The organism is Pseudonocardia nantongensis (assembly GCF_046546495.1).
GTDB classification, from domain to species: domain Bacteria; phylum Actinomycetota; class Actinomycetes; order Mycobacteriales; family Pseudonocardiaceae; genus Pseudonocardia; species Pseudonocardia nantongensis.
The window spans coordinates 90,701-110,535 of the sequence record NZ_JBKGXT010000008.1 but is presented as its reverse complement, the minus strand read 5'-3'; the positions used below and the strand labels follow the sequence as shown (position 1 = coordinate 110,535).

Sequence of the window (19,835 nt, the reverse complement as noted above, 5' to 3'; positions counted from 1 at the left end):
CATGTCCGGAGTGCGGGTACTGGTCGGGACGCGCAAGGGCGCGTTCGTGCTGTCGTCGGACGGCCACCGCCGGGACTGGGAGGTGACGGGACCGCTGTTCGGCGGCTGGGAGGCCTACCACGTGGCGGGTTCCCCCGCCGACCCGGACCGGCTGTGGGCAGCGCTGTCGCTGGGCTGGTTCGGCCAGCAGGTGCAGCGCTCCGACGACGGCGGGCGCAGCTGGGCACCCGTCGGCAACGAGTTCAGCTACGCCGGAGTCCCGGGCACGCACCAGTGGTACGACGGCACCCCGCACCCGTGGGAGTTCACCCGGGTCTGGCAGCTGCAGCCGTCCGCGACCGACCCGGACGGCCTGCTCGCCGGGGTCGAGGACGCCGCCCTGTTCCGGTCCGCCGACGGCGGCGCGACCTGGTCGGAGATCGCCGGGCTGCGCGAGCACGGCTCGGGGCCGCACTGGCAGCCGGGCGCGGGCGGGATGTGCCTGCACACGATCGTCCCCGACCCGCGCGACGACGACGCCCTGCTGGTCGCGATCTCCGCGGCCGGGGTGTTCCGCACCGCCGACGGGGGCGCGAGCTGGAAGGCCGCCAACAAGGGCCTGCTCAGCGAGGGCATCCCGGACCCGGACGCCGAGGTCGGGCACTGCGTGCACAAGCTGGCCCGGCACCCGGCCCGGCCGGACACGGTCTACATGCAGAAGCACTGGGACGTGATGCGCAGCGACGACGGCGGCAGCTCCTGGTACGACATCGGCGAGGGCCTGCCGAGCGACTTCGGGTTCGTGGTGGACGTGCACGCGCACGACCCGGACACCGTCTACGTCGTTCCGATCACCAGCGACACCGAGCACTTCCCGCCGGACGGACGGCTGCGCGTCTACCGCAGCCGTACCGGCGGCGAGGGGTGGGAGCCGCTGAGCACCGGGCTGCCGCAGCAGCACTGCTACGTCGACGTGCTGCGGGACGCCATGGCGGTGGACGCGATGGAGCGCTGCGGGCTCTACCTGGGCACGACCGGTGGGCAGGTCTACGGGTCCGCCGACGAGGGCGACACCTGGGAGCCGATCGTCCGGGACCTGCCCGCGGTGCTCTCGGTGGAGGTGCAGACGCTGTGACCGGCACCGGATCGGGGACCGGGCCGGTGCCCGGGTCGGAGCCGGAGGGCACCGCCGTGCGGGTGGTGCTGCCGGCCCAGCTGCGCCGGCTGGCCCGGGTGAACGGCGAGGTCCGGCTGGCGGTCCCGGCGGCGCCGGTCACGCTCGGGGAGGTGCTGGACGCGCTGGAGGCCCGCCATCCGGAGCTGCGCGGCGCCCTCCGGGACCGCGAGACCGGTCGCCGACGCGCGTTCGTGCGCTACTTCGCCTGCGAGGAGGACCTCTCGCACGATCCCCCGGCGACGGTGCTGCCGGATCCGGTCGCCCGGGGCGCGGAGCCGCTGCTGGTCGTCGGCGCGATGGCGGGCGGCTGAGCGGCCACCGTGCCAGGTGACATGCGCCACTTGACACGGACGAGCGATCTTGGAAATGTGCTCTGTCGGCGGGATGGACTTCGATGACGTTCGGGCGATGCCCGCCACCTTTCCCGGCACCAGAATGATCGAGTTCGGCGGGGACTTCTTCGCGATCCACGACCCTGCCGGGGACTACGAGCAGCGCCCCCGGCAGGGCTGGGCGACCCTCGTACGGTCCGATGCCCACGACTCCGCATCCGACCTGACCCGACCCGGTGTGTACCGGCTGAACATCGGCCGTCCGCGCCGGCGGTTCCGCGAGCTCACCGACGAGGTGGTCGCCCCGGACTTCACCGAGGCCGACGTCGTGATGCCGCACCCGGTCTACGCCGGCTACGGCTGGGTGTGCGTGCTCAACCCCGACCGTTGCCGGACGACCGTCGAGACGCTGCTGGCCGAGGCTCACGACTTCGCGGTCCGCAAGCACGACAACGCCGCCCGACGTCGGACCGAGGCGTCGGAGTAGCCGCGAGCGGGACGTCACGGCTGTTCGACCAGGCCCGGGAGCCGTGACGTCCCGCTCACCGGTTCAGGGTTTCGAGCTCCTGGCGAAGCTCTCCGGGATGATCAGATCGTCCCGGGACAGCTCGTGGATGGACGCCTTGCCCAGCCCGAGAAGCGCCTCGTCGATGCCCTTGTACATGATCGACAGCACGTTGCTGACGCCCCGCTCGCCCTGCGCGGCCATCCCCCACAGGTAGGCCCGGCCGATCAGGCAGGCCCGGGCGCCCAGCGAGAGCGCCTTGACGACGTCGGCGCCGCGGCGCACGCCGCCGTCCTGCAGCACCTCGATCTGGTCGCCGACGGCGTCCGCGATCGCCGGCAGCGCCCGGATCGATGCCGGTGTGCCGTCCAGGTTGTTGCCGCCGTGGTTGGACACCGAGACCGCACTGGCACCGGCGTCGACGGCCCGGCGGGCGTCGTCCGGGTGCATGATCCCCTTGACCATGAACGGGCCGCCCCACTGCTCGCGCAGCCAGGCGATGTCTTCCCAGGTCGGCAGCGGCGAGGTCCACCACTGGCCGTAGGCACCGAAGAAGGTCGGTGCGTCGTCGGTGCCGGGGGGCGCCATGTTCGGCGTCGTCAGGTCCGGGAGCTTCCCGGTCCTCGCCCAGTCCAGCAGGTAGCGCGGCTTGGTGACGACCTCGGGCGCGAACTGCATCATCGCCCTGAGGTCCATCTTCTCCGGGATGGGCGGGCTGCCCCAGTCCCGGCGGGTGGCGAAGGTCCAGTCCAGGGTCACGATGAGCGCCTTGGCGCCGGCGGCCTTCGCCCGCATCGCGCGGGCCAGGACGTCATCCCGCGAGCCGGCCCAGTAGACCTGGAAGAAGACCCTGTCGTGGACCGCGCAGACGTCCTCGACCGAGCGCGAGGCGAACGACGAGAGCCCCATCGCGGTGGAGACCGTCTGCTCCGGGTTCAGCGGGTTCTGGATGTTCGAGCTCGCCGCCGCCCTGGCTACCGCGACCTCGCCCTCCGGGTCGACCGCCTGCACGCCGGTCGGCGAGATGACGACCGGGAAGTCGATCTCCTGCCCGAGCACGCTGGTCGTCTGCTCGCGCTGCTGGGGCAGGTCGGCGATGTGCGGGCGGAAGCCCAGCTCGTCGAAGGCGGCGACGTTGTCGGTCAGGGTGATGCCCTGCTCCGCCCCGGCGACCAGCGCGTAGTAGACCGACTTCGGGAGGCGCCTGCGCGCGCGGCGCTGGGCCTCCGCCACCGTCTCGAACCAGTCCTTGGTGCTCGCCATCGAAGCCCCTTCGCCGTCGGTCGTCGATCGTGGCCCGTGACGGTGCCACGTGATGCGGTTCACGACACGGTAGCGATTCGGCACCCGGTGCCATAATGCGGGGCACCCGGACCCCGCCGAACGGCGAGGACGCGCTCACCCGGCCGGCCGGGGAGCGCGACCGGCCACCGCGGCACCGGCCCGCCGGGCCACCGGACCGGACGCCGAGCGCTCACCCTCCGTCGTCGACACCACCGACCCGGCCTACCCCGCATCGTGGTACGGCGCGGCCGGGCCCGGGGGGCAGTGACGCTGTGCAGTCTCGCTACGGTGTGCCGGCAGTCACCGGTCAGCGGACTCCGAGGTCCGCGGCGAGGAGGAGCCGTGTACAGCCACGCGCGCGGTGGGCCCGCTCCCGGCACGATGCCGGTCGCCCCGGGCCCCACCCCCGGGTTCGGCGCGCCCGCCGGCTACGGCGCGAACCACCACCGGCCGATCGGGCTGCCCGGGCAGTCGCCCAGTCCCGAACCGCCACCGCCACCCACCCCGAGCGGTGCGATGACCGTCCTCGCGGTGGACGACGAGGAGCCGGCCCTGCTCGAGCTGGCGCACCTGCTCGGCGAGGACCCTCGGGTGGGGGACGTGCTCACCGCACCGGACGCCACCGAGGCACTGCGCATCCTGCACGGTTCGCAGGTCGACGGCACGACTCCGCGGGTGGACGTCGTGTTCCTCGACATCCGGATGCCCGGCCTGGACGGGCTGGAACTCGCGCGGGTGCTGAATGCGATGGCCGACCCGCCGCAGGTGGTGTTCGTGACCGCGCACGACGACCGCGCCGTGGACGCCTACGAGGTCGGCGCCGTCGACTACCTGCTCAAGCCGCTGCGCACCGAGCGGCTGGCCGGCTCGCTGGACCGGACCGTGGCGTTGCGCACCGCACGCCGCACCGAGCCGGGCCCCCGGCCGGACGGCGCCGCCCCGGCCCCGGACGGCGCCGCGGTCCGCCGCGGCGCGGCGCCGGCACCCTCCGCCGACGACGAGGTCGTCCCGGTCGAGCTGGCCGGCACCACCAAGCTCATCCCGCGGTCGTCGATCCGGTTCGTGGAGGCGCAGGGCGACTACGCCCGGCTGCACACCACCGAGGGCAGCCACCTGGTCCGGATCCCGGTCTCGGTACTGGAGGACCGGTGGGGCGACGCCGGGTTCGTCCGCATCCACCGTGCGTACCTGGTGGCGCTGCCGCTGATCACCGAGCTGCGGATGTCCGGGTCGGGCTACGTCGTCCGGCTCGGCACCGGAACGAGCGCGGTCGAGCTGCCGGTCAGCCGCCGGCACACCGCCGGGCTGAAGCGGATCCTGCGCGGCCGGCCGCCGCGCCCGCCGCGGAGCCCGGAGGACGGCCCCGACGGGCCGATCCTGCCCCGCTGAGCAGACCTGCCGACCACGCCGGCGGCCGTCCGGGCCGGGCTTGTGCGGAGAGACACGCCGTGGTCACGCTCCGGTACACCGGGGGACGCCGCGTCACCTAACGTGGTGACAGTGTCTGCTCCCGGGGGTCCGCGTCCGCTCACCGTCCGCCGTCGACCCGGCCGCCTCCGGCCGGCCGCGCTGCTCGCCGTGCTCCTCGCGGCGTGTGCGCTCGCCGCCGGGTGCACCGGCGCGCCCGCCGATCCGGCGACCGCCGGGACACCGCCATCCGGGCCGCCGGCCGCCGACGCACCGGCCACCGCGGCCGCGCCGCCGGTCCCCGAACTGCCCGGCGGCGGCACCGAGATCTTCCCCGGCCGCCGGATGGCGGCCCTCTACGGCCACCCCGGCGCCCCCGGTCTCGGCGTGCTCGGCGAGCAGGACCTGCCCCGCTCGATCGCCCGCGCGGAGGACCTCGCCGCCGACTTCCAGCCGCTGGTCCGCGAGCCGGTGGTGCCCGCGTTCGAGATCATCGCCACGGTCGCCGACTCCGGTCCCGGGCCGGACGGCGACTACTCCGCCGAGTCGACGGTCGAGACCCTCCGGCCCTGGGTGGACGAGGCCCGCAAGGCGGGCGTCTACGTCGTGCTGGACCTGCAGCCGGGCCGCGCCGACTTCCTGGAGCAGGCCCGGCGCTACACCGAGCTGCTCCGCCAGCCGCACGTCGGACTGGCGCTGGACCCGGAGTGGAAGCTCGAGCCCGGGCAGCGACACCGGACACAGGTCGGCTCGGTGGACGCCGCCGAGATCAACCGCGCCTCGGCCTGGCTGGCCGACCTGGTCCGGCGGGAGCGGCTGCCGCAGAAGGTGTTCCTGCTGCACCAGTTCCAGGTCCCGATGATCACCGATCGGCAGGCGGTCGTCACCTCGCACCCGGAGCTGGCGACGGTGCTGCACGCCGACGGGTTCGGCTCGGCCCAGGAGAAGCTGGAGACCTGGAACACGCTGCACACCGCGCCGGGCCCGGCCGGGCTGTGGTGGGGCTGGAAGAACTTCCTCGACGAGGACACGCCCACCTTCACCCCGCGGCAGACCTACGATCTCGGGCCCGCGTCACCGGTGTTCGTCTCGTACCAGTGACCGACCGCCGCCACCAGGTGCGTTCGCCGGTGCGTGCTCCCCCGAACGGCCGACGCTCGGGCGGGTGGGTGGGCGCCGGGCGGGTACCGGGTGGGCAGCCCCCGAGATCGTGATCACGGGAAGTATCCTCGACGCACCCGGACGCCGCAGCCGTCGCCGGGCACACGAGGCCCGTGGCCGGTTCCGCACACCGACCGCGGGGTACCCGTCCGTGCCGACCAGTGAAGGGGGGTGCCCGGGTGGGAGATCGACCACGAGAGGGCGCCCGTCCCGCGGACGACGACCCGCGACGTCCCGGCAGTCCGGCGGGCCGCCGGAGCCCGGCCGGTGGTCGCCGTCGTCCCGACGAGGGCACCCGGCCCGACGACGCCCCCGGCGCCGCTCCCGAGGACCCCGCCGCGGGTGCACGGCGTTCCGGGCAGCCCGGCCCGCGCGGTGCCGACCCCCGCGCCGCCGACCCCCGAGCGGCCGACCCCCGAGGCCACGCCTCGCGCGGCCCCGCCCCGAGCGGCTCCGTGCCGCCGGGCGCCCCGGAGGCCCGGGACGCCGGGTCCTCCGGCCCCCCGCCGCACGACCGCCGGCCCGCCGGTCCCCCGCCGGCCGGCCGGCCGGTCCCGCCACCCGCCGGCCGCACGGCCGACGACCCGGCCGGCGGTGCACCCGGCGGGCCGCCGCCCGGAGGCGGCGCGAACCCGTCCGGCGAGGTCTGGCCGCGCCGCCGCGAGCGCGAGGCCGCCGCCGATGCCGAGCGCGCCGCCGCGTGGGCCCAGCGCAACACCCGTCCGGCCGCGTCGGAACAGGGCAGGCACAGCGACAGCCGCCCGACCGACATCCGGTCGATCGGCGCCGGTCGGCGCGGTATCGGCGCGACCACCCGCAGCCCGAGCAGCACGGGCGGCACGGCCGGGCGGCCGGAGAGCGCCGCCGAACGGCGCCGGCACCGGGCCGCCGAGGCGGACGCCCCCGCGGCCGACCGGGACCGCGCGGCACGCCTGAGCGGCGAGCTGCCGGTCGTCCCCCGCCGTCCCTCCGACGAACCGGGCGCGCCCGGGCGGCCGGTGCCACCCGGCACACGGCCGGCCGGACCACCGCAGGCCGGAGCACAGCAGGGCGGACCGCCGCAAGCCGGACCGCCGCAAGCCGGACCGCCGCAGGCCGGGCGAACGCAGGGGCCCGCCGCCGCGAACCGTGCGCGCACCGGGCCTCCCCCCGGCGCCCCGGCCCCGAACGGTCCGGGCAGCGCAGGCCCGGGAGCCGCAGGGCCGGGACCGGCCGGAACACGGCCCGGACGGCCGAACCCGGCGGGCCCGGGCCCGGCCGGAGGGTCCCGGGGAGCCCACCCGCAGGCGGGACCCGGCGGCCCCGGTCGCCCATCGGCCGGCACGAACCGTCCACCCGGCGATCCCTCCGGTAAGGGCCCCGGGCCGGCACAGCCGGGTGACGCCCCCCGCACCGCCACCGGTCGCCCGCCCGCCGGCGCCCCGCCGCGACCCGGCGGCCCGGGCGCCGCAGGAACGGCGGCCGGAGCGGGCGCCGTGGCCGGAGCGGGCGCCGCCGGCGCCGCAGCCGCGACCGGTCGCGCCGCGGGAGCGCCGCCGGCCGGGGCGGGCGCCGGTACCGGACGGCTCGGGGCGCGACGCCCCGGCACGGCCGACCCGGACGCCCCCGGCGAGGGACCGCGGCCGCCCGGCGGCCGGGAACACCCCGCGGCACCGACCGAGGTCGCTCCGGCGGCCGGGTCAGGCACGCCAGGGCGCAAGCGCCCGCTGGACACCGCACGGTCGTCGCTGGCCGCCGCGCTCGGCCTCACCGCCGCCTCCACCGTGCTGCCCGGCAGCGGCCACCTCGCGCTGCGCAGGCGCCGGACCGGCGGACTGATCATCGGCACGCTGCTCGCGATCGTGGTCGGGCTGGCGGTCCTGGTGCTGCTGACCCGGCGCTCGACGCTGCTGCAGAACCTGCTGTCCACCACCACGCTGACGGTGATCGCCGGCGTGCTGGTGCTCGGCGGCATCGGCTGGATCGCCCAGATCGCCCGCACCTACGCGCTGGCCCGCCCGCGCGGGATGCCGTTGGGCCGGCGGATCCTCGGCACCGGCACCGCGGCCCTGATGTGCCTGACCGTCGCCGTCCCGTTCGGGTTCGGCGTCGAGCTGCTGAACTCCCAGCGCGGCCTGCTGAACTCGCTGTTCCAGGGCGGCGGGACGTCCGCGGCCGAGGCGCTGGGCAAACCCCGGCTCAACGTGCTGCTGCTCGGCAGCGACGCCGGGGACGACCGGACCGGGACCCGGACCGACACCATGATGGTGGCCAGCATCGACACGGTGTCCGGGCGGACGACGTTGTTCAGCCTGCCCCGCAACATCCAGCGCGCCGAGTTCCCGCCCGGCAGCCCGGCGTCCGAGGAGTTCCCGAGCGGGTTCAACGACCCGTCGGGGTCGTCCGGGGACTACCTGCTCAACGCCGTCTACGCCTACGGCCAGCGGAACCCGCAGGTCGCCCCGCAGGGCCCCACCCCGGACCCCGGACTCAACCTGCTCCAGTCGACGATCTCGTACATGACCGGCCTGCCGCTGGACTACTACCTCGAGGTCAACATGGCCGGGTTCACGTCGATGATCGACGCGGTCGGCGGGGTCACGGTGAACGTCGGCCCGGAGCCGATCCCGGTCGGCGGGGTCACGGCGGGCGGCACGTACGTCAAGCCGGACTACTACATCCAGCCCGGCATGCAGACCCTCAACGGCACCGACGCGCTGTGGTTCGCCCGCTCCCGCCGGAACGGAACCGACTACCAGCGGATGGGCCGCCAGCGGTGCCTGATCCAGTCCGTGGTCGCCGAGACCAGCGCCACCGAGCTGATCACCCGGTTCCAGCAGATCGCCGCGGTGACCCGTGACCACGTCGCCACCGACATGCCGCAGCAGGTGCTGCCGGCACTCGCCGTGCTGGCCGACGAGGGCTTCCGGCTGGAGAGCGTGGCCTTCGACCCGTCGCTGCCGGACCCGAACACCTCGTCCGGCACGTTCGACACCTCCGACCCGGACGTGCCCTACATGCAGGAGGTCGTGCGGTCGGCGATCGCCGAGCCGCCGCCACCCCCGGACCCGGCCCTCGCCGCACCGCCGCCGGCCGCCCCGACGCCGTCGGACAGCGCGTCCCCGGACTCCTCCGGGTCGAGCGGGTCGGGGTCGAGCGAGTCGTCCGAATCGTCGGAGTCGTCCGGGTCGCCGTCGGCCGGGGCCGAGCCACCCGCCACCTCGGCCGCACCGCAGTCGGTCGCCGACTCGTGCGGGGGCACCGGCGGGGCCGGGGCACCGGCCGTCGACCAGTCCCCCGGGACCTCCGACTCCGGCGGCAGCTCGTCGGGGGGCGGCTTCTCCGGGGGGTCGGGGACCACGGCCAACGGCCTGGGCCCGGCGGCGGAGCTGCGCCGCGAGAGCGACTGAGCCCCTCCCCTCCGGCGCCCCACGCTGTCGGGCGGGGCCTCAGGCCGTGGCGAACGCCCCGAGGACGTGGCTCGGGCGGATCCCCGCGAAGTGGCCCTGCCAGATCTCGTAGTAGAGGAACTCCTCCTCCGAGCGCAGCGGCCAGCTGTCCACGGGCTGGCCCGGCACCGACCGGGTCTCCCCCCGTTCCCGGGCGGCGTCGGCCTTGCGGGCGGCCAGCTCGGCGAGCACGGTACCCGCGCCGGAGCCGTCGCCGAACTGCTCCTTGCCCCGCCACAGCAGGTCCTCGGGCAGCCAGCCCTCGAACGCCTCGCGCAGGATCGCCTTCTCCGGGCGACCGTCCGGGCACTGCTTCCACTCCGGGGGCAGCGCCAGCGCGGTGCGCACCAGCGCCGAGTCCAGGAACGGCTCGCGGGCCTCCAGCCCGACGTACATCGTGGTCCGATCGCAACGCTGCAGGTTCAGGTGGTGCAGCTGCTCCAGCGACCGGACCAGCTCGGCGTGCAGGGTGCTCGGGTGCGCGTACTCCGGGCCGTGGATGTAGGAGTAGCCGGCGAACAGCTCGTCGGCACCCTCCCCGGTGAGCACCACCTTGACCTTCTTCGACGCCTCCCGGGCCAGCAGCAGGTTCGGCACCGCGCTGCGGACCAGGGCCGGGTCGAAGTGTTCGATCACCTCGACGGCGTGGTCCAGCGCCTCGCCGATGTCGGAGGCGCTCACGACGATCTCGTGGTGGTCCGAGCCGATGTGCTCGGCCACCCGGCGGGCCGCGACCAGGTCGCCGGAGCCCTCGGTGCCGACAGCGAAGGTGGGCAGCACCTCGCCGCGGGCGGTGGCCTCGCGCGCCGCGATCGCCGCGACCAGCGCGGAGTCCAGGCCACCGGAGAGGAACACGCCCACCCCGACGTCGGACATCATCCGGCGGCGCACCGCGGCGATCACCGCGTCCCGGACCCGGTCGAGCACGGCCTCGTCCCACCGCGGCTGCTCGGCGCGGCGCGCCGGGCGGACCTCGACCGGGACGGCGTCGGCGTAGCGGACCAGACCGGACGCCGGGCTCCACAGGCAGCCGGGCGGGAAGGACTCGACCAGCGGCCGGTCCTCCGGGTCGAAGGCCCGCAGCTCGCTGGCGAACAGCACCGTCGTCGACGGATCCGGCGCGGTGTAGGGGACGGTGTCGTCGCCGCCGTCGGCCAGGTCGGCCGCCGGGATCCAGTACAGCGGCTTGACGCCCATCGGGTCCCGGGCGACCAGCCCGCTGCCGTCGGCCCGGCCCATCGCGACGGCGAACATGCCGTTCAGCGAACCGACCGCGATCTGGCCCTCGCGCATCAGCGCGTGCAGCGCGGCCTCGGTGTCGGACTTGGTGCGGACGGTGCCGTCCGGAAACTCCGCGGAGATCCGCTCGTGGTTGTAGATCTCGCCGTTGCCGACGATCCAGGCCGTCTCGGCCGCATCGGACATCGGCTGATGCCCGCCGCTCACGTCCATGATGGACAGTCGCTGGTGGCCAAGCCAGGTGTTCCCCACGACCACCACGCCGGTGTCGTCCGGCCCGCGGTGCGCCACCCTGGCGAGCATCCGCTCGTACTTCTCGGTGTCCTTCGGTGTCCCTACCGCTGTCCCGCCGAACGCGGCGACGATCCCGCACATGAACTCCATCGTCGCACGTCCGGATGGGTCCGCATCCTGCTTGCGCATGATCAGAGTGTGAGTTCCGACGCCGAAAGCCGTTTCCACGGCGTTCCGGTTTGCCCCCCACCCGCGGGCTTCGTACCGTCGTCGATGGCCGGGACCGTCGTCGTCACTGGTGCCGACTCCGCAGACCGGACCCGCGCACCACGCGGGGAGGCCCGAATCCGGCCACCGAGCAGGCGCGGACACCCCGCGCACCGGACCGACCGACGAGGGGCGGACTCACGTGAGCACGGCAGCACACGACGAACGGCGGGGCCGGCACAAGGTCGTGATCGTCGGCGGCGGGTTCGGCGGTGTGCAGGCGGCCAAGGCCCTCAAGGGCGCCGACGTCGACGTCACCGTCGTCGACCGCACCAACCACCACCTCTTCCAGCCGCTGCTCTACCAGGTCGCGACCGGGATCCTGTCCCCCGGCCTGATCGCCCCGGCGCTGCGCCGGGTACTGAAGACCCAGCGCAACGTGCGCACCCTGCTCGCCGAGGTCGGCGAGATCGACGTCGACAACAAGGTCGTGCACGCCGCCGCCCCCGACGGCCAGCACCTCGATCTGCCCTACGACACCCTGGTCGTCGCGGCGGGCGCCACGCACGCCTACTTCGGACACCCCGAGTGGGCCGAGCACGCCCCCGGCATGAAGAGCATCGAGGACGCCCGGCTGCTGCGCAGCCGCATCCTCGGCGCCTACGAGCTGGCCGAGGTCTCCGACGACCCGGCCGAGCAGCAGGCCTACATGACCTTCGTGGTCGTCGGCGCCGGCCCCACCGGCGTGGAGCTGGCCGGCCAGCTCTCCGAGCTGGCCCGCCACGTGCTGCCCCGCGAGTACCGGTCGATCGACACCCGGAAGGCCCGGATCGTCCTCCTGGACGCCGCGCCCGCGGTGCTGCCGCCGTTCGCGAAGAAGCTGCAGCGCTACACCAAGAAGACCCTCGAGGAGAAGGGCATCGAGGTCCGGCTGGACACCATGGCCACCGACATCGACGCCGACTCGATCACGGTCAAGGGCCCGAAGGGCGAGGAGCGCATCGTCGCCCGGACCAAGGTCTGGGCCGCCGGCGTGCAGGCCTCCCCGCTGGGCGCGATGCTGGCCAAGGCGACCGGTGCCGAGGTCGACCGGGCCGGCCGGCTCCCGGTCGATCCCGACCTGGCCCTGCCCGACCGCCGGGACATCTTCGCGATCGGCGACATGGTCTCGACCATCGACCGGCTGCCCGGCGTCGCCCAGGTGGCGATGCAGCAGGGCACCTACGTCGGCAAGCTGATCAGCGCCCGGGCCAAGGGCGACGACACCACCCCGGCCCCGTTCCAGTACTTCGACAAGGGCTCGATGGCCACGATCGGGGCCCGCGAGGCCGTCGCCGACGTGCGGGGCGCCAAGTTCACCGGGTGGCCCGGCTACCTGATGTGGTGCTACGTCCACGTGATGTTCCTGATCGGCTGGGGCAACCGGCTCGGGACCCTGTTCAACTGGGTCCGGTCGCTGCGCTACGCCCGCTACCGCGGGCACCGGCTGATCAGCGTCACCGCGAACTACGACACGGAGCAGCACTCGGGGCACCCGCCCGAGGTGGTGGAGCACCGGGCCGAGGTCGACCCGCGGACCGCGCCGGGGCGCACCGCCGCCTCCTGACCGGCCCGGCCGCGCCGGGCGGGACCCGCCCTCCCGTGCGGCGCCACCCGGTCGCCGATCCGGGTGACACCTCTCGTTCCGGTCGCTGACCTGCGACGACGACCCCGGTCGGGGTTCTGCGACGGGCGGTCGACCGGGTGCGCCGAGAAGCCGCTGACCAGCGGCGACACGCCTCGATCCGGGGGTTCCCGCAGGTCGCGGGCATGGCTCTGCCACGCTGTACCGCGACCTGCGATCCGTAGCCACCCCGTACGGGGTGCGTGGAACCGAGAGGAGGCGTCAGCGATGGCCCTGCCCACCCTGACCCCGGAACAGCGCCAGGAGGCGCTCAAGAAGGCGGCCGCCGCGCGCACCGCCCGCAAGGAACTGCGCGACAAGATCGCCAGCGGCGAGGAGACCATCTCCGGCGTGCTGGGTCGCGCGAAGACCGACCAGATCGTCGGCAAGACCAAGGTCGCCGACCTGCTCAAGTCCGTCCCGGGCTGGGGCCCGGCGAAGGTCACCAAGGTGATGGAGGACGCCAACATCGACGCCTCCCGCCGCGCCGCAGGCCTCGGCGACCGCCAGCGCCAGGCACTGATCGAGAAGGTCGGCTGAGACCCTCCTCGATCGTCGCGACGGCCCGGTCCGCCTCCCGCGGACCGGGCCGTCGCACGTCCGGGGCCGGTGCCCGGCACGGGTGCGCGGGCCCCTCCCGCCGCGGGCGTGATCACCGGCTGGCAGGCTCGGCCCCGTGCAGCGCGAGGTCGAGGTCGAGCCCGGGGTGACGCTGTGGGTCGAGGACCTGCCCGCGCACCAACCGGCCGCCGACGGCCTGCCGGTGCTGCTGGTCGCCGACGGCGACACCTCCGGTCTCGGCTGGCCGGACGAGCTCGTCGAGCGGTTGCGTGCCGGGCACCGGGTCCTGCGCTACGACCACCGCGACACCGGCCGGTCCACCGCGGCGTTCGAGGACCACCCGTACGGCATCGCCGACCTCGCCACCGACGCCGTGACCGTGCTGGACGCCTGCGAGGTCCCGCGGGCGCACGCGGTCGGCACCGGGACCGGCGGCATGCTGGTCCAGCTCCTGCTGCTCGACGCCCCGGAACGGCTGGCGAGCGCGGTGCTGCTGTGCACCGCCGCCCTCGACGCCGACCGGTCCGGGCTGCCCGGCCCGTCCCGGGAGGTGCGGCGGATGTGGCAGGAGCGGCACGACCCGCGCGACGAGGCCGGGGAGCTGACCTGGCGGGTCGAGTACCGGCGCCGGCTGCACGGGGCCGCGGGCGGGTTCGACGCGGCGTGGTCCACCGAGCTGGAGCGCCGGGAGATGGCGCACACCGGCCGCACCGAACCCCCGACCGCACACGCCGAGGCCCACCTGGACGGGCTGGACCGCGCCGACGAGCTCGCCGGCGTCACGGTGCCCACGCTGGTCGTCGAGGGGCCCGAGGACCCGGTGTACCCGGCGCCGCACGCGGCGCACCTGGCCGAGCGGATCGGCCCGGCCGCGCGGGCGGTCGCTGTCGAGGGCATGGGGCACGTGTTCGGCCCGGCGCTGGTGGGCACCCTGACCTGGCTGCTCGCCGAGCACTGGGTCCGCGCGGCGCGGGCGGCCTACCCGACCCAGCTGTAGCGACGCTCCGGGCGGCCGGTGCCGCCGTAGCGCAGGCGCACCGTCACCGCGCCGGTCGCGACGAAATGCTCCAGGTACCGGCGCGCGCTGACCCGGGACAGCGCGGTCGCCTCGGCGCACTCGGTGGCCGACAGGTCCGTCGCGCCGTCCGCGGTCCGGAGCCGCAGCGTCCGGGCCACCAGGTCCGCGGTCGGCGTCGTCAGGCCCTTCGGCATCCGCTCCGGGCCGCCGGCCGGGTGCGCCGGGGCCGGGCCGGAATGGAACAGCCGGTCGATGTCGTCCTGCCCGCGGACCCGGTCGAGATCGCGCCGGAGCCGACGGGCCCGCTGCACCTGGGTGGCCAGCGCGGCCTGGTCGAAGGGCTTCACCAGGTAGTGCAGGGCGCCGCCGTGCAACGCCGCGGCCACCGTGTCCGGGTCGTCGGCAGCCGTCACCACCAGGACGAACGGGTCGTCACCGGAGCCGGTGCGCAGGCTGCGCAGCACCTCCAGGCCGGAGACGTCGGGCAGGTACACGTCGAGTAGCACCAGGTCCGGGCGCAGCTCGGCGGCCCGCGCCACCGCGTCGGCGCCGGTGTGGGCCACCCCGACGACCGTGCAGCCCTCGATCCGCTGCACGTAACCGGAGTGCACCTTCGCGACCATGAAGTCGTCGTCGACCACCAGCACGTTCATCCACGCACCCCCTCGCGCACCGGATCGCCGGTCCCCGACGGGCCCGGGCCCGGGCGTGGCGGCAACGACGCCGTGAACACCGCGCCGGTCCCGGTGCCGCCGGTCACCGCGATCGTCCCACCACGGCGCAGGCACGCCTGCCGGGCCAGCGCCAGGCCGAGCCCGCGACCGCCGATCTCGGCGGCCTTCGTGCTGAACCCGGCCCGGAAGACCTCCTCGGCCAGCCCGGAAGCCACCCCCGGGCCGGAGTCGCGCACCTCGACCCGCACCTCCTCGTCGGCGCCGCCGGCCAGCCCGATCCGCACCCAGCGCGGCTCGGCGGCCCCGGCGGCGGCGTCGACGGCGTTGTCCACCAGGTTGCCCAGCACCGTCACCAGGTCCGCGGACAGGTCCGGGTCGCGTTCCGGGTCGATCGGCTCGAGCCGGGTGTCCGGGTCCAGCGCGAGCGCCACACCCCGCTCGGCGGCCCGGCTGTTCTTCGCCACCAGCAACGCCGCCGCGGCCGGGTCACCCACCGCCGAGGACACCTCGCGGCGCCAGCCCTCGGACGCCGCGACGATCCCGGCGACGAACCGCCGCACCTCCTCGTGCTCGCCCAGCTCGGTCAGACCGGCGATGGTGTGCAGCCGGTTGGAGAACTCGTGCGCCTGGGCGCGCAGCGTGTCGGTGACGGTGTGCGAGGCGTCGAGGCGATGCTGCAGCGAGGTCAGCTCGGTCCGGTCCCGCAGCGTGACGACCGCGCCCACCTCCCGGCCGTCGAGGCGGACCGGCATCCGGTTCAGCACCAGCGCCCGGGTGTCGCGCAGCACCAGCTGGTCCGCACCCGCCGCGGCGCCGGTGAGCACCTCGCGCAGCCGGTCGTCCAGATCCAGGTCGCCGACGTGGTCGCCGGGACCCGCGCCGGGCAGCTCCAGCAGCTCGCGGGCCACCGGGTTGAGCAGGGTGATCCGGTCGGCGGTGTCCAGCCCGACGACGCCCTCCTTGATCCCGAGCAGCATCGCCTCCCGGCGCTGCACCAGCTCGACGATCTCGTCCGGTTCCAGGCCGAGGGTCTGCCGGCGCACCCGGCGGGCCAGCAGCAGCGACCCCGCGAGCCCGACCCCGAGCGCCAGCCCGAGCAGCGCCACCGTCTCGGTGCCCGTCCCGGCCAGCGACGCCCACAGCGACGGCGCCCGGATCCCGGCCGACACCAGCCCGGCGACGGCGCCCCGGTCGTCGATCACCGGCACCTGGGCGACGACGGTCCGTCCGTCCGGGTTGCCCACCCACGCGCGGCCGGACGGCGCGGTGCTCGCACCCGGATCGAAGGGCTGCCGCACCCGGGACGGGTCCGGGGCGGTCCGCACGACCAGCCCGGCGTCCACGATCTCGATCTCGTCGGCCCCGGAGAGGTTCTCCGCGCTGCGGGCGAACGACGGGAGCAGGTCGTAGCGGCCCTGCTGAAGCGCGTCGCGCACGGTCGGCACCGCGGCGAGGTCCTCGGCGACCGACAGCATCCGGCGGCCCTGGGTCTCCCGGAACGACTCGGCCGACTGCACCGCGGCGAGCGCGGCGACGGCACCGAGCAGCACGACGACGACCGCCAGCTGCCAGACCAGGAACTGGCGGGCCAGCGGCCCGCCCGTCCCGCCGGCGCGCCGTCGCATCCGCCCAGCCTAGGCCGAGCCCGGGCCGGCGCACCGTGTACGAAACGACCACAACGACCGTTGTGTGCCCAACGCAGACAAGGCCCCGGCGCGCCGCGCAGACTCCCCGGAACCGGATCGACAACGGCGAGATCGGACGAGGATGACCCAGTCAACGACGACCGAGGGCAGACCGGCGGAGCCGGACGGTGCCCCGCCGCCCCCTTCCCGGAGGGCAGGCACCCTGCTCGGCACAGCCGTGGCCGTGCTGGCCGCCCTGCTGCTGGTGCCGCCGGGGATCGGCGCGCTGAGCGGTGGCGGTGACGGCACCCAGCTGCGCGGCCTGCGGATGCTGGTCCCGAACGCGCCCGGCGGCGGCTACGACGTGACCGCCCGCAGCGCGGCCAAGGCCATGGAGGACACCGGGCTCACCGGCTCGGTCGAGGTGTTCAACCTGCCCGGCGCCGGCGGCACCGTCGGCCTCGGCCGCACGGTGAACGAGGCCGGCAACGACCGGCTGACGATGAGCATGGGCCTCGGCGTGGTCGGCAGCGTGTACTCGAACGACTCGCCAGCCACGCTCGCCGACACGACGCCGATCGCGCGGCTGACCGAGGAGACCGAGATCGTCGTGGTCCCGGCGGACTCGCCGTTCCGCGACATCGGCCAGCTGCTCGACGCCTGGAAGCGCGACCCGTCCGGCACCCCGGTCGGCGGCGGCTCCTCCCCCGGCGGTCCGGACCACCTGGCCCCGATGCTGATGGCCGAGGGCACCGGCCTGGACCCGACCCGGGTCAACTACGTGGCCTATGACGGCGGCGGCGAGCTGCTGGCCTCCGTGCTCGGCGGCAAGGTCGCGTTCGGGGTCTCCGGGCTCGGCGAGTTCGCCGACCAGATCGAGTCCGGGGACCTGCGGGTCCTCGCCGTCACCGCCGGGCAGCGGGTCCCCGGCGTCGACGCGCCGACACTGCGCGAGTCCGGTGTGGACATCGAGTTCACGAACTGGCGCGGCGTCGTCGCCCCGCCCGGGCTGTCCGAGCAGAGCCGTGCCGAGCTGGAGCGGGCCTACGCGGAGATGGTCCGGACCCCCGAGTGGCAGGAGGTTCTGGCGCTCAACGGCTGGGAGGACGCCTACCAGCCCGGACCGGAGTTCGGCGAGTTCGTGCAGTCCGAGAACGACCGCGTGGAGCGGGTCCTGAGGAGGCTGGGGCTGGTATGACGATCACCGACGGATCGACCCCGGCCGGGCCCTCCGGCCTGCGGGAACGGCTGAAGGGACGCTCCGAGCTGGGGGTCTCGGCGTTGCTGGCGGCGGCCGGGCTCCTGGTCGTCGTCGACACCCTGGCCGAGTCCGGTGGGGGTGCCGCCGGTTCCGACCCGCTCGGCCCGCAGCTGGTGCCGCTGGTGCTCGGCGGCGCGCTGCTGCTGCTCGCGGCACTGCTCACGGTGGACATCCTGCGCGGCGGGCGCGGGGAGGCCGAGGGCGGCGAGGACGTCGACCTGACCGCGCCGATGGACCTGCGGACGGTCGGGACGCTGGTCGGCGTGCTGGTCGCCACCGCGGCGCTGATCCCGGTGCTGGGCTGGCCGATCGCGGGCACCGTGCTGTTCTTCGGCGCCACCTACGCGCTCGGCTCCCGCACCCTCGCCCGGGACCTGGCCATCGCGGCGACGATCTCGCTCGCCACCTGGGTGCTGTTCGACGTCGTGCTGGGCGTCGACCTGCCCGGTGGACCGCTGATGGGGGTGTTCGGGTGATGGGCACCTTCGACCTGCTCATGAACGGGTTCGGGAACGCGCTGACCCCGGGGAACCTGTTCTTCGCCGCGGTCGGGGTGCTGCTCGGCACCGCGATCGGCGTGCTGCCGGGCATCGGCCCGGCGATGGCGGTGGCGCTGCTGCTGCCGGTGACCTACGCGTTCGAGCCGACCGGTGCGTTCATCATGTTCGCCGGGATCTACTTCGGCGCGATGTTCGGCGGCTCGACGACGTCGATCCTGCTCAACACGCCGGGCGAGTCGGCGTCGGTGATGGCGGCGATCGAGGGCAACCCGATGGCCAAGTCCGGCCGCGGCGCGCAGGCGCTGGCTACGGCGGCGATCGGGCACTTCGTCGGCGGGCTCGTCGGCGTCACCGGGCTGGTGCTGATCGCGCCGCTGATCGCCTCGGTGGCCGTCAACATCGGTGCGCCGGACTACTTCGCGATCATGGTGCTGGCGTTCGTCGCGGTCACCGGTGTGCTGGGTGCGTCCCGGGTGCGCGGGTTCGCGGCGCTGGCGCTGGGCCTGACGATCGGGCTGGTCGGGCTGGACCCGGTCGCGGGCCAGCCGCGCCTGACCTTCGGGGTCCCGCAGCTCGCGGACGGCATCGACGTCGTCATCGTCGCGGTCGGCCTGTTCGCGGTCGGCGAGGCACTCTGGGTGGCCGCGCACCTGCGCCGTACCCAGCAGGAGGTCATCCCGGTCGGCCGCCCCTGGCTGGGCCGCGCGGACCTGCGCCGCACCTGGAAGCCGTGGCTGCGCGGCCCGTTCATCGGGTTCGGGTTCGGCTCCATCCCGGCCGGCGGTGCCGAGATGTCGACGTTCATGGCCTACGTCACCGAGCGGAAGCTGTCGAAGCACCGCGACGAGTTCGGCACGGGCGCGATCGAGGGCGTCGCCGGACCGGAGTCGGCGGCCAGCGCGTCCTCGGCGGGCACCCTGTCCACGATGCTGACGCTCGGCCTGCCGACGACGGCGATCGCCGCCGTCATGCTGGCCGCGTTCCAGCAGTTCGGCATCCAGCCCGGCCCGCTGCTGTTCGAGCGCGAGCCCGAGCTGGTCTGGACGCTGATCGCCAGCCTGTTCATCGGGCTGGTCATGCTGCTGGTGCTGAACCTGCCGCTGGCCCCGGCCTGGGCGAAGCTGCTGCGGATCCCGCGGCCCTACCTGTACGCGGGGATCCTGTTCTTCGCCTGCGTCGGCGCCTACGCGGTGTCCGGGCAGGCGGTGGACCTGCTGGTGCTGCTGGCGATCGGTGCGGTCGGGTTCCTGATGCGGCGGTTCGGGCTCCCGGTGCTGCCGGCGATCATCGGGGTGATCCTCGGGCCGGACGCGGAGCTGCAGCTGCGCCGCGCCCTGCAGATCTCCGACGGGGACGTGACGACGCTGTTCTCCACCCCGCTGGCGATCATCGTCTACGGGGCGATCGTGATCCTGTTCGTGGCACCGGTGGTGCTGCGGGCGGTCCGCGCGCAGCGCGACCGGGAGACCGAACAGGTCTGACCCGGATACCCGGCCCGGGGCCCCCGGCCGGGCGCCCCGCGATCGAGCGGGGCGGGGGGCGCCGGCACGCTCTGCTCGGCCACGCAGTCAGCAGGCCAC

The 19,835-nt window shown here is 75.0% G+C and carries 16 protein-coding genes; 12 read left to right on the top strand and 4 right to left on the bottom strand.

Features of this window, described 5'->3' with window-relative positions; translation table 11 throughout:
* The first annotated feature begins 1 nt into the window (after position 1).
* From ACLFMI_RS10835 to ACLFMI_RS10825, 3 genes are read left to right on the top strand one after another with little or no spacing between them, the layout of a single operon-like run.
* Entirely contained in the window at positions 2-1,114 is a 1,113-nt protein-coding gene (locus tag ACLFMI_RS10835; RefSeq protein WP_410947649.1) for a WD40/YVTN/BNR-like repeat-containing protein, read from the top strand.
* Positions 1,111-1,467: a MoaD/ThiS family protein gene (locus tag ACLFMI_RS10830; RefSeq protein ID WP_410947648.1), complete on the top strand. Its 357-nt coding sequence runs from the start codon at positions 1,111-1,113 to the stop codon at positions 1,465-1,467. Before ACLFMI_RS10835 ends, ACLFMI_RS10830 begins: the two co-directional genes overlap by 4 nt.
* Before the next feature lie 55 nt (positions 1,468-1,522).
* On the top strand, positions 1,523-1,975 hold the full coding sequence (locus ACLFMI_RS10825) for a DUF6194 family protein (RefSeq protein ID WP_410947776.1): 453 nt from the start codon (positions 1,523-1,525) through the stop codon (positions 1,973-1,975).
* Between the two features lie 63 nt (positions 1,976-2,038).
* Here the strand turns inward: ACLFMI_RS10825 and mftD are convergent, their stop codons facing one another.
* The gene (gene mftD, locus ACLFMI_RS10820; RefSeq protein WP_410947647.1) at positions 2,039-3,256 is read right to left on the bottom strand and encodes a pre-mycofactocin synthase MftD; all 1,218 of its coding nucleotides are present in this window, start codon (positions 3,254-3,256) and stop codon (positions 2,039-2,041) included.
* A gap of 537 nt (positions 3,257-3,793) precedes the next feature.
* Here mftD and ACLFMI_RS10815 point away from each other — a divergent pair.
* The 3 genes from ACLFMI_RS10815 (at position 3,794) to ACLFMI_RS10805 (ending at position 9,234) form a co-directional block, all read left to right on the top strand.
* On the top strand, positions 3,794-4,666 hold the full coding sequence (locus ACLFMI_RS10815; RefSeq protein ID WP_410947775.1) for a LytR/AlgR family response regulator transcription factor: 873 nt from the start codon (positions 3,794-3,796) through the stop codon (positions 4,664-4,666).
* 111 nt (positions 4,667-4,777) lie between these two features.
* Complete coding sequence (locus tag ACLFMI_RS10810) at positions 4,778-5,785, top strand: hypothetical protein (RefSeq protein WP_410947646.1); 1,008 nt, start codon at positions 4,778-4,780, stop codon at positions 5,783-5,785.
* A gap of 1,535 nt (positions 5,786-7,320) precedes the next feature.
* Positions 7,321-9,234, top strand: a complete 1,914-nt coding sequence (locus ACLFMI_RS10805) for an LCP family protein (protein WP_410947645.1) — start codon at positions 7,321-7,323, stop codon at positions 9,232-9,234.
* Between the two features lie 39 nt (positions 9,235-9,273).
* Here ACLFMI_RS10805 and ACLFMI_RS10800 read toward each other — a convergent pair whose 3' ends face one another.
* On the bottom strand, positions 9,274-10,935 hold the full coding sequence (locus ACLFMI_RS10800) for an asparagine synthase-related protein (RefSeq protein WP_410947644.1): 1,662 nt from the start codon (positions 10,933-10,935) through the stop codon (positions 9,274-9,276).
* Between the two features lie 220 nt (positions 10,936-11,155).
* Between ACLFMI_RS10800 and ACLFMI_RS10795 the strand changes: the two genes are divergently transcribed.
* From ACLFMI_RS10795 to ACLFMI_RS10785, 3 genes are all read left to right on the top strand, one after another.
* Complete coding sequence (locus ACLFMI_RS10795) at positions 11,156-12,559, top strand: NAD(P)/FAD-dependent oxidoreductase (RefSeq protein ID WP_410947643.1); 1,404 nt, start codon at positions 11,156-11,158, stop codon at positions 12,557-12,559.
* 285 nt (positions 12,560-12,844) lie between these two features.
* Positions 12,845-13,156 carry an integration host factor, actinobacterial type gene (mihF, locus tag ACLFMI_RS10790; protein WP_410947642.1) on the top strand — a complete coding sequence of 104 codons (312 nt, stop codon included), beginning with the start codon at positions 12,845-12,847 and terminating at the stop codon, positions 13,154-13,156.
* Positions 13,157-13,292: 136 nt separating this feature from the next.
* Positions 13,293-14,174 carry an alpha/beta fold hydrolase gene (locus ACLFMI_RS10785; RefSeq protein WP_410947641.1) on the top strand — a complete coding sequence of 294 codons (882 nt, stop codon included), beginning with the start codon at positions 13,293-13,295 and terminating at the stop codon, positions 14,172-14,174.
* Here ACLFMI_RS10785 and ACLFMI_RS10780 read toward each other — a convergent pair.
* Both ACLFMI_RS10780 and ACLFMI_RS10775 read right to left on the bottom strand, forming a co-directional pair.
* Positions 14,156-14,848, bottom strand: coding sequence for a response regulator (locus tag ACLFMI_RS10780; RefSeq protein WP_410947640.1), 693 nt, complete (start codon positions 14,846-14,848; stop codon positions 14,156-14,158). The two genes, ACLFMI_RS10785 and ACLFMI_RS10780, sit on opposite strands and share 19 nt — an antisense overlap.
* Positions 14,845-16,494, bottom strand: coding sequence for a sensor histidine kinase (locus tag ACLFMI_RS10775; protein WP_410947639.1), 1,650 nt, complete (start codon positions 16,492-16,494; stop codon positions 14,845-14,847). Before ACLFMI_RS10775 ends, ACLFMI_RS10780 begins: the two co-directional genes overlap by 4 nt.
* A gap of 238 nt (positions 16,495-16,732) precedes the next feature.
* On the opposite strand from ACLFMI_RS10775, the gene ACLFMI_RS10770 reads away from it, so the two are divergent.
* The 3 genes from ACLFMI_RS10770 to ACLFMI_RS10760 are packed head-to-tail and all read left to right on the top strand — an operon-like array spanning position 16,733 to position 19,736.
* A complete protein-coding gene (locus ACLFMI_RS10770; RefSeq protein WP_410947638.1) occupies positions 16,733-17,692 on the top strand; it encodes a Bug family tripartite tricarboxylate transporter substrate binding protein in 960 nt (319 codons plus the stop codon).
* Positions 17,689-18,231, top strand: a complete 543-nt coding sequence (locus tag ACLFMI_RS10765) for a tripartite tricarboxylate transporter TctB family protein (protein WP_410947637.1) — start codon at positions 17,689-17,691, stop codon at positions 18,229-18,231. The genes ACLFMI_RS10770 and ACLFMI_RS10765 overlap by 4 nt, the downstream gene beginning before the upstream one ends.
* Positions 18,231-19,736 carry a tripartite tricarboxylate transporter permease gene (locus ACLFMI_RS10760; RefSeq protein ID WP_410947636.1) on the top strand — a complete coding sequence of 502 codons (1,506 nt, stop codon included), beginning with the start codon at positions 18,231-18,233 and terminating at the stop codon, positions 19,734-19,736. The genes ACLFMI_RS10765 and ACLFMI_RS10760 overlap by 1 nt, the downstream gene beginning before the upstream one ends.
* The last annotated feature ends 99 nt before the right edge of the window (positions 19,737-19,835 follow it).

What these genes read in the sequence shown, in the direction of transcription:
- ACLFMI_RS10835 (WP_410947649.1), top strand. Translation starts at nt 2, where the DNA reads ATGTCCGGAGTGCGGGTACTGGTCGGGACGCGCAAGGGCGCGTTCGTG.
- ACLFMI_RS10825 (WP_410947776.1), top strand. Translation starts at nt 1,523, where the DNA reads ATGTGCTCTGTCGGCGGGATGGACTTCGATGACGTTCGGGCGATGCCC.
- mftD (WP_410947647.1), bottom strand. Translation starts at nt 3,256, where the DNA reads ATGGCGAGCACCAAGGACTGGTTCGAGACGGTGGCGGAGGCCCAGCGC.
- ACLFMI_RS10815 (WP_410947775.1), top strand. Translation starts at nt 3,794, where the DNA reads ATGACCGTCCTCGCGGTGGACGACGAGGAGCCGGCCCTGCTCGAGCTG.
- ACLFMI_RS10800 (WP_410947644.1), bottom strand. Translation starts at nt 10,935, where the DNA reads ATGCGCAAGCAGGATGCGGACCCATCCGGACGTGCGACGATGGAGTTC.
- mihF (WP_410947642.1), top strand. Translation starts at nt 12,845, where the DNA reads ATGGCCCTGCCCACCCTGACCCCGGAACAGCGCCAGGAGGCGCTCAAG.
- ACLFMI_RS10780 (WP_410947640.1), bottom strand. Translation starts at nt 14,848, where the DNA reads ATGAACGTGCTGGTGGTCGACGACGACTTCATGGTCGCGAAGGTGCAC.
- ACLFMI_RS10775 (WP_410947639.1), bottom strand. Translation starts at nt 16,494, where the DNA reads ATGCGACGGCGCGCCGGCGGGACGGGCGGGCCGCTGGCCCGCCAGTTC.
- ACLFMI_RS10765 (WP_410947637.1), top strand. Translation starts at nt 17,689, where the DNA reads ATGACGATCACCGACGGATCGACCCCGGCCGGGCCCTCCGGCCTGCGG.
- ACLFMI_RS10760 (WP_410947636.1), top strand. Translation starts at nt 18,231, where the DNA reads ATGGGCACCTTCGACCTGCTCATGAACGGGTTCGGGAACGCGCTGACC.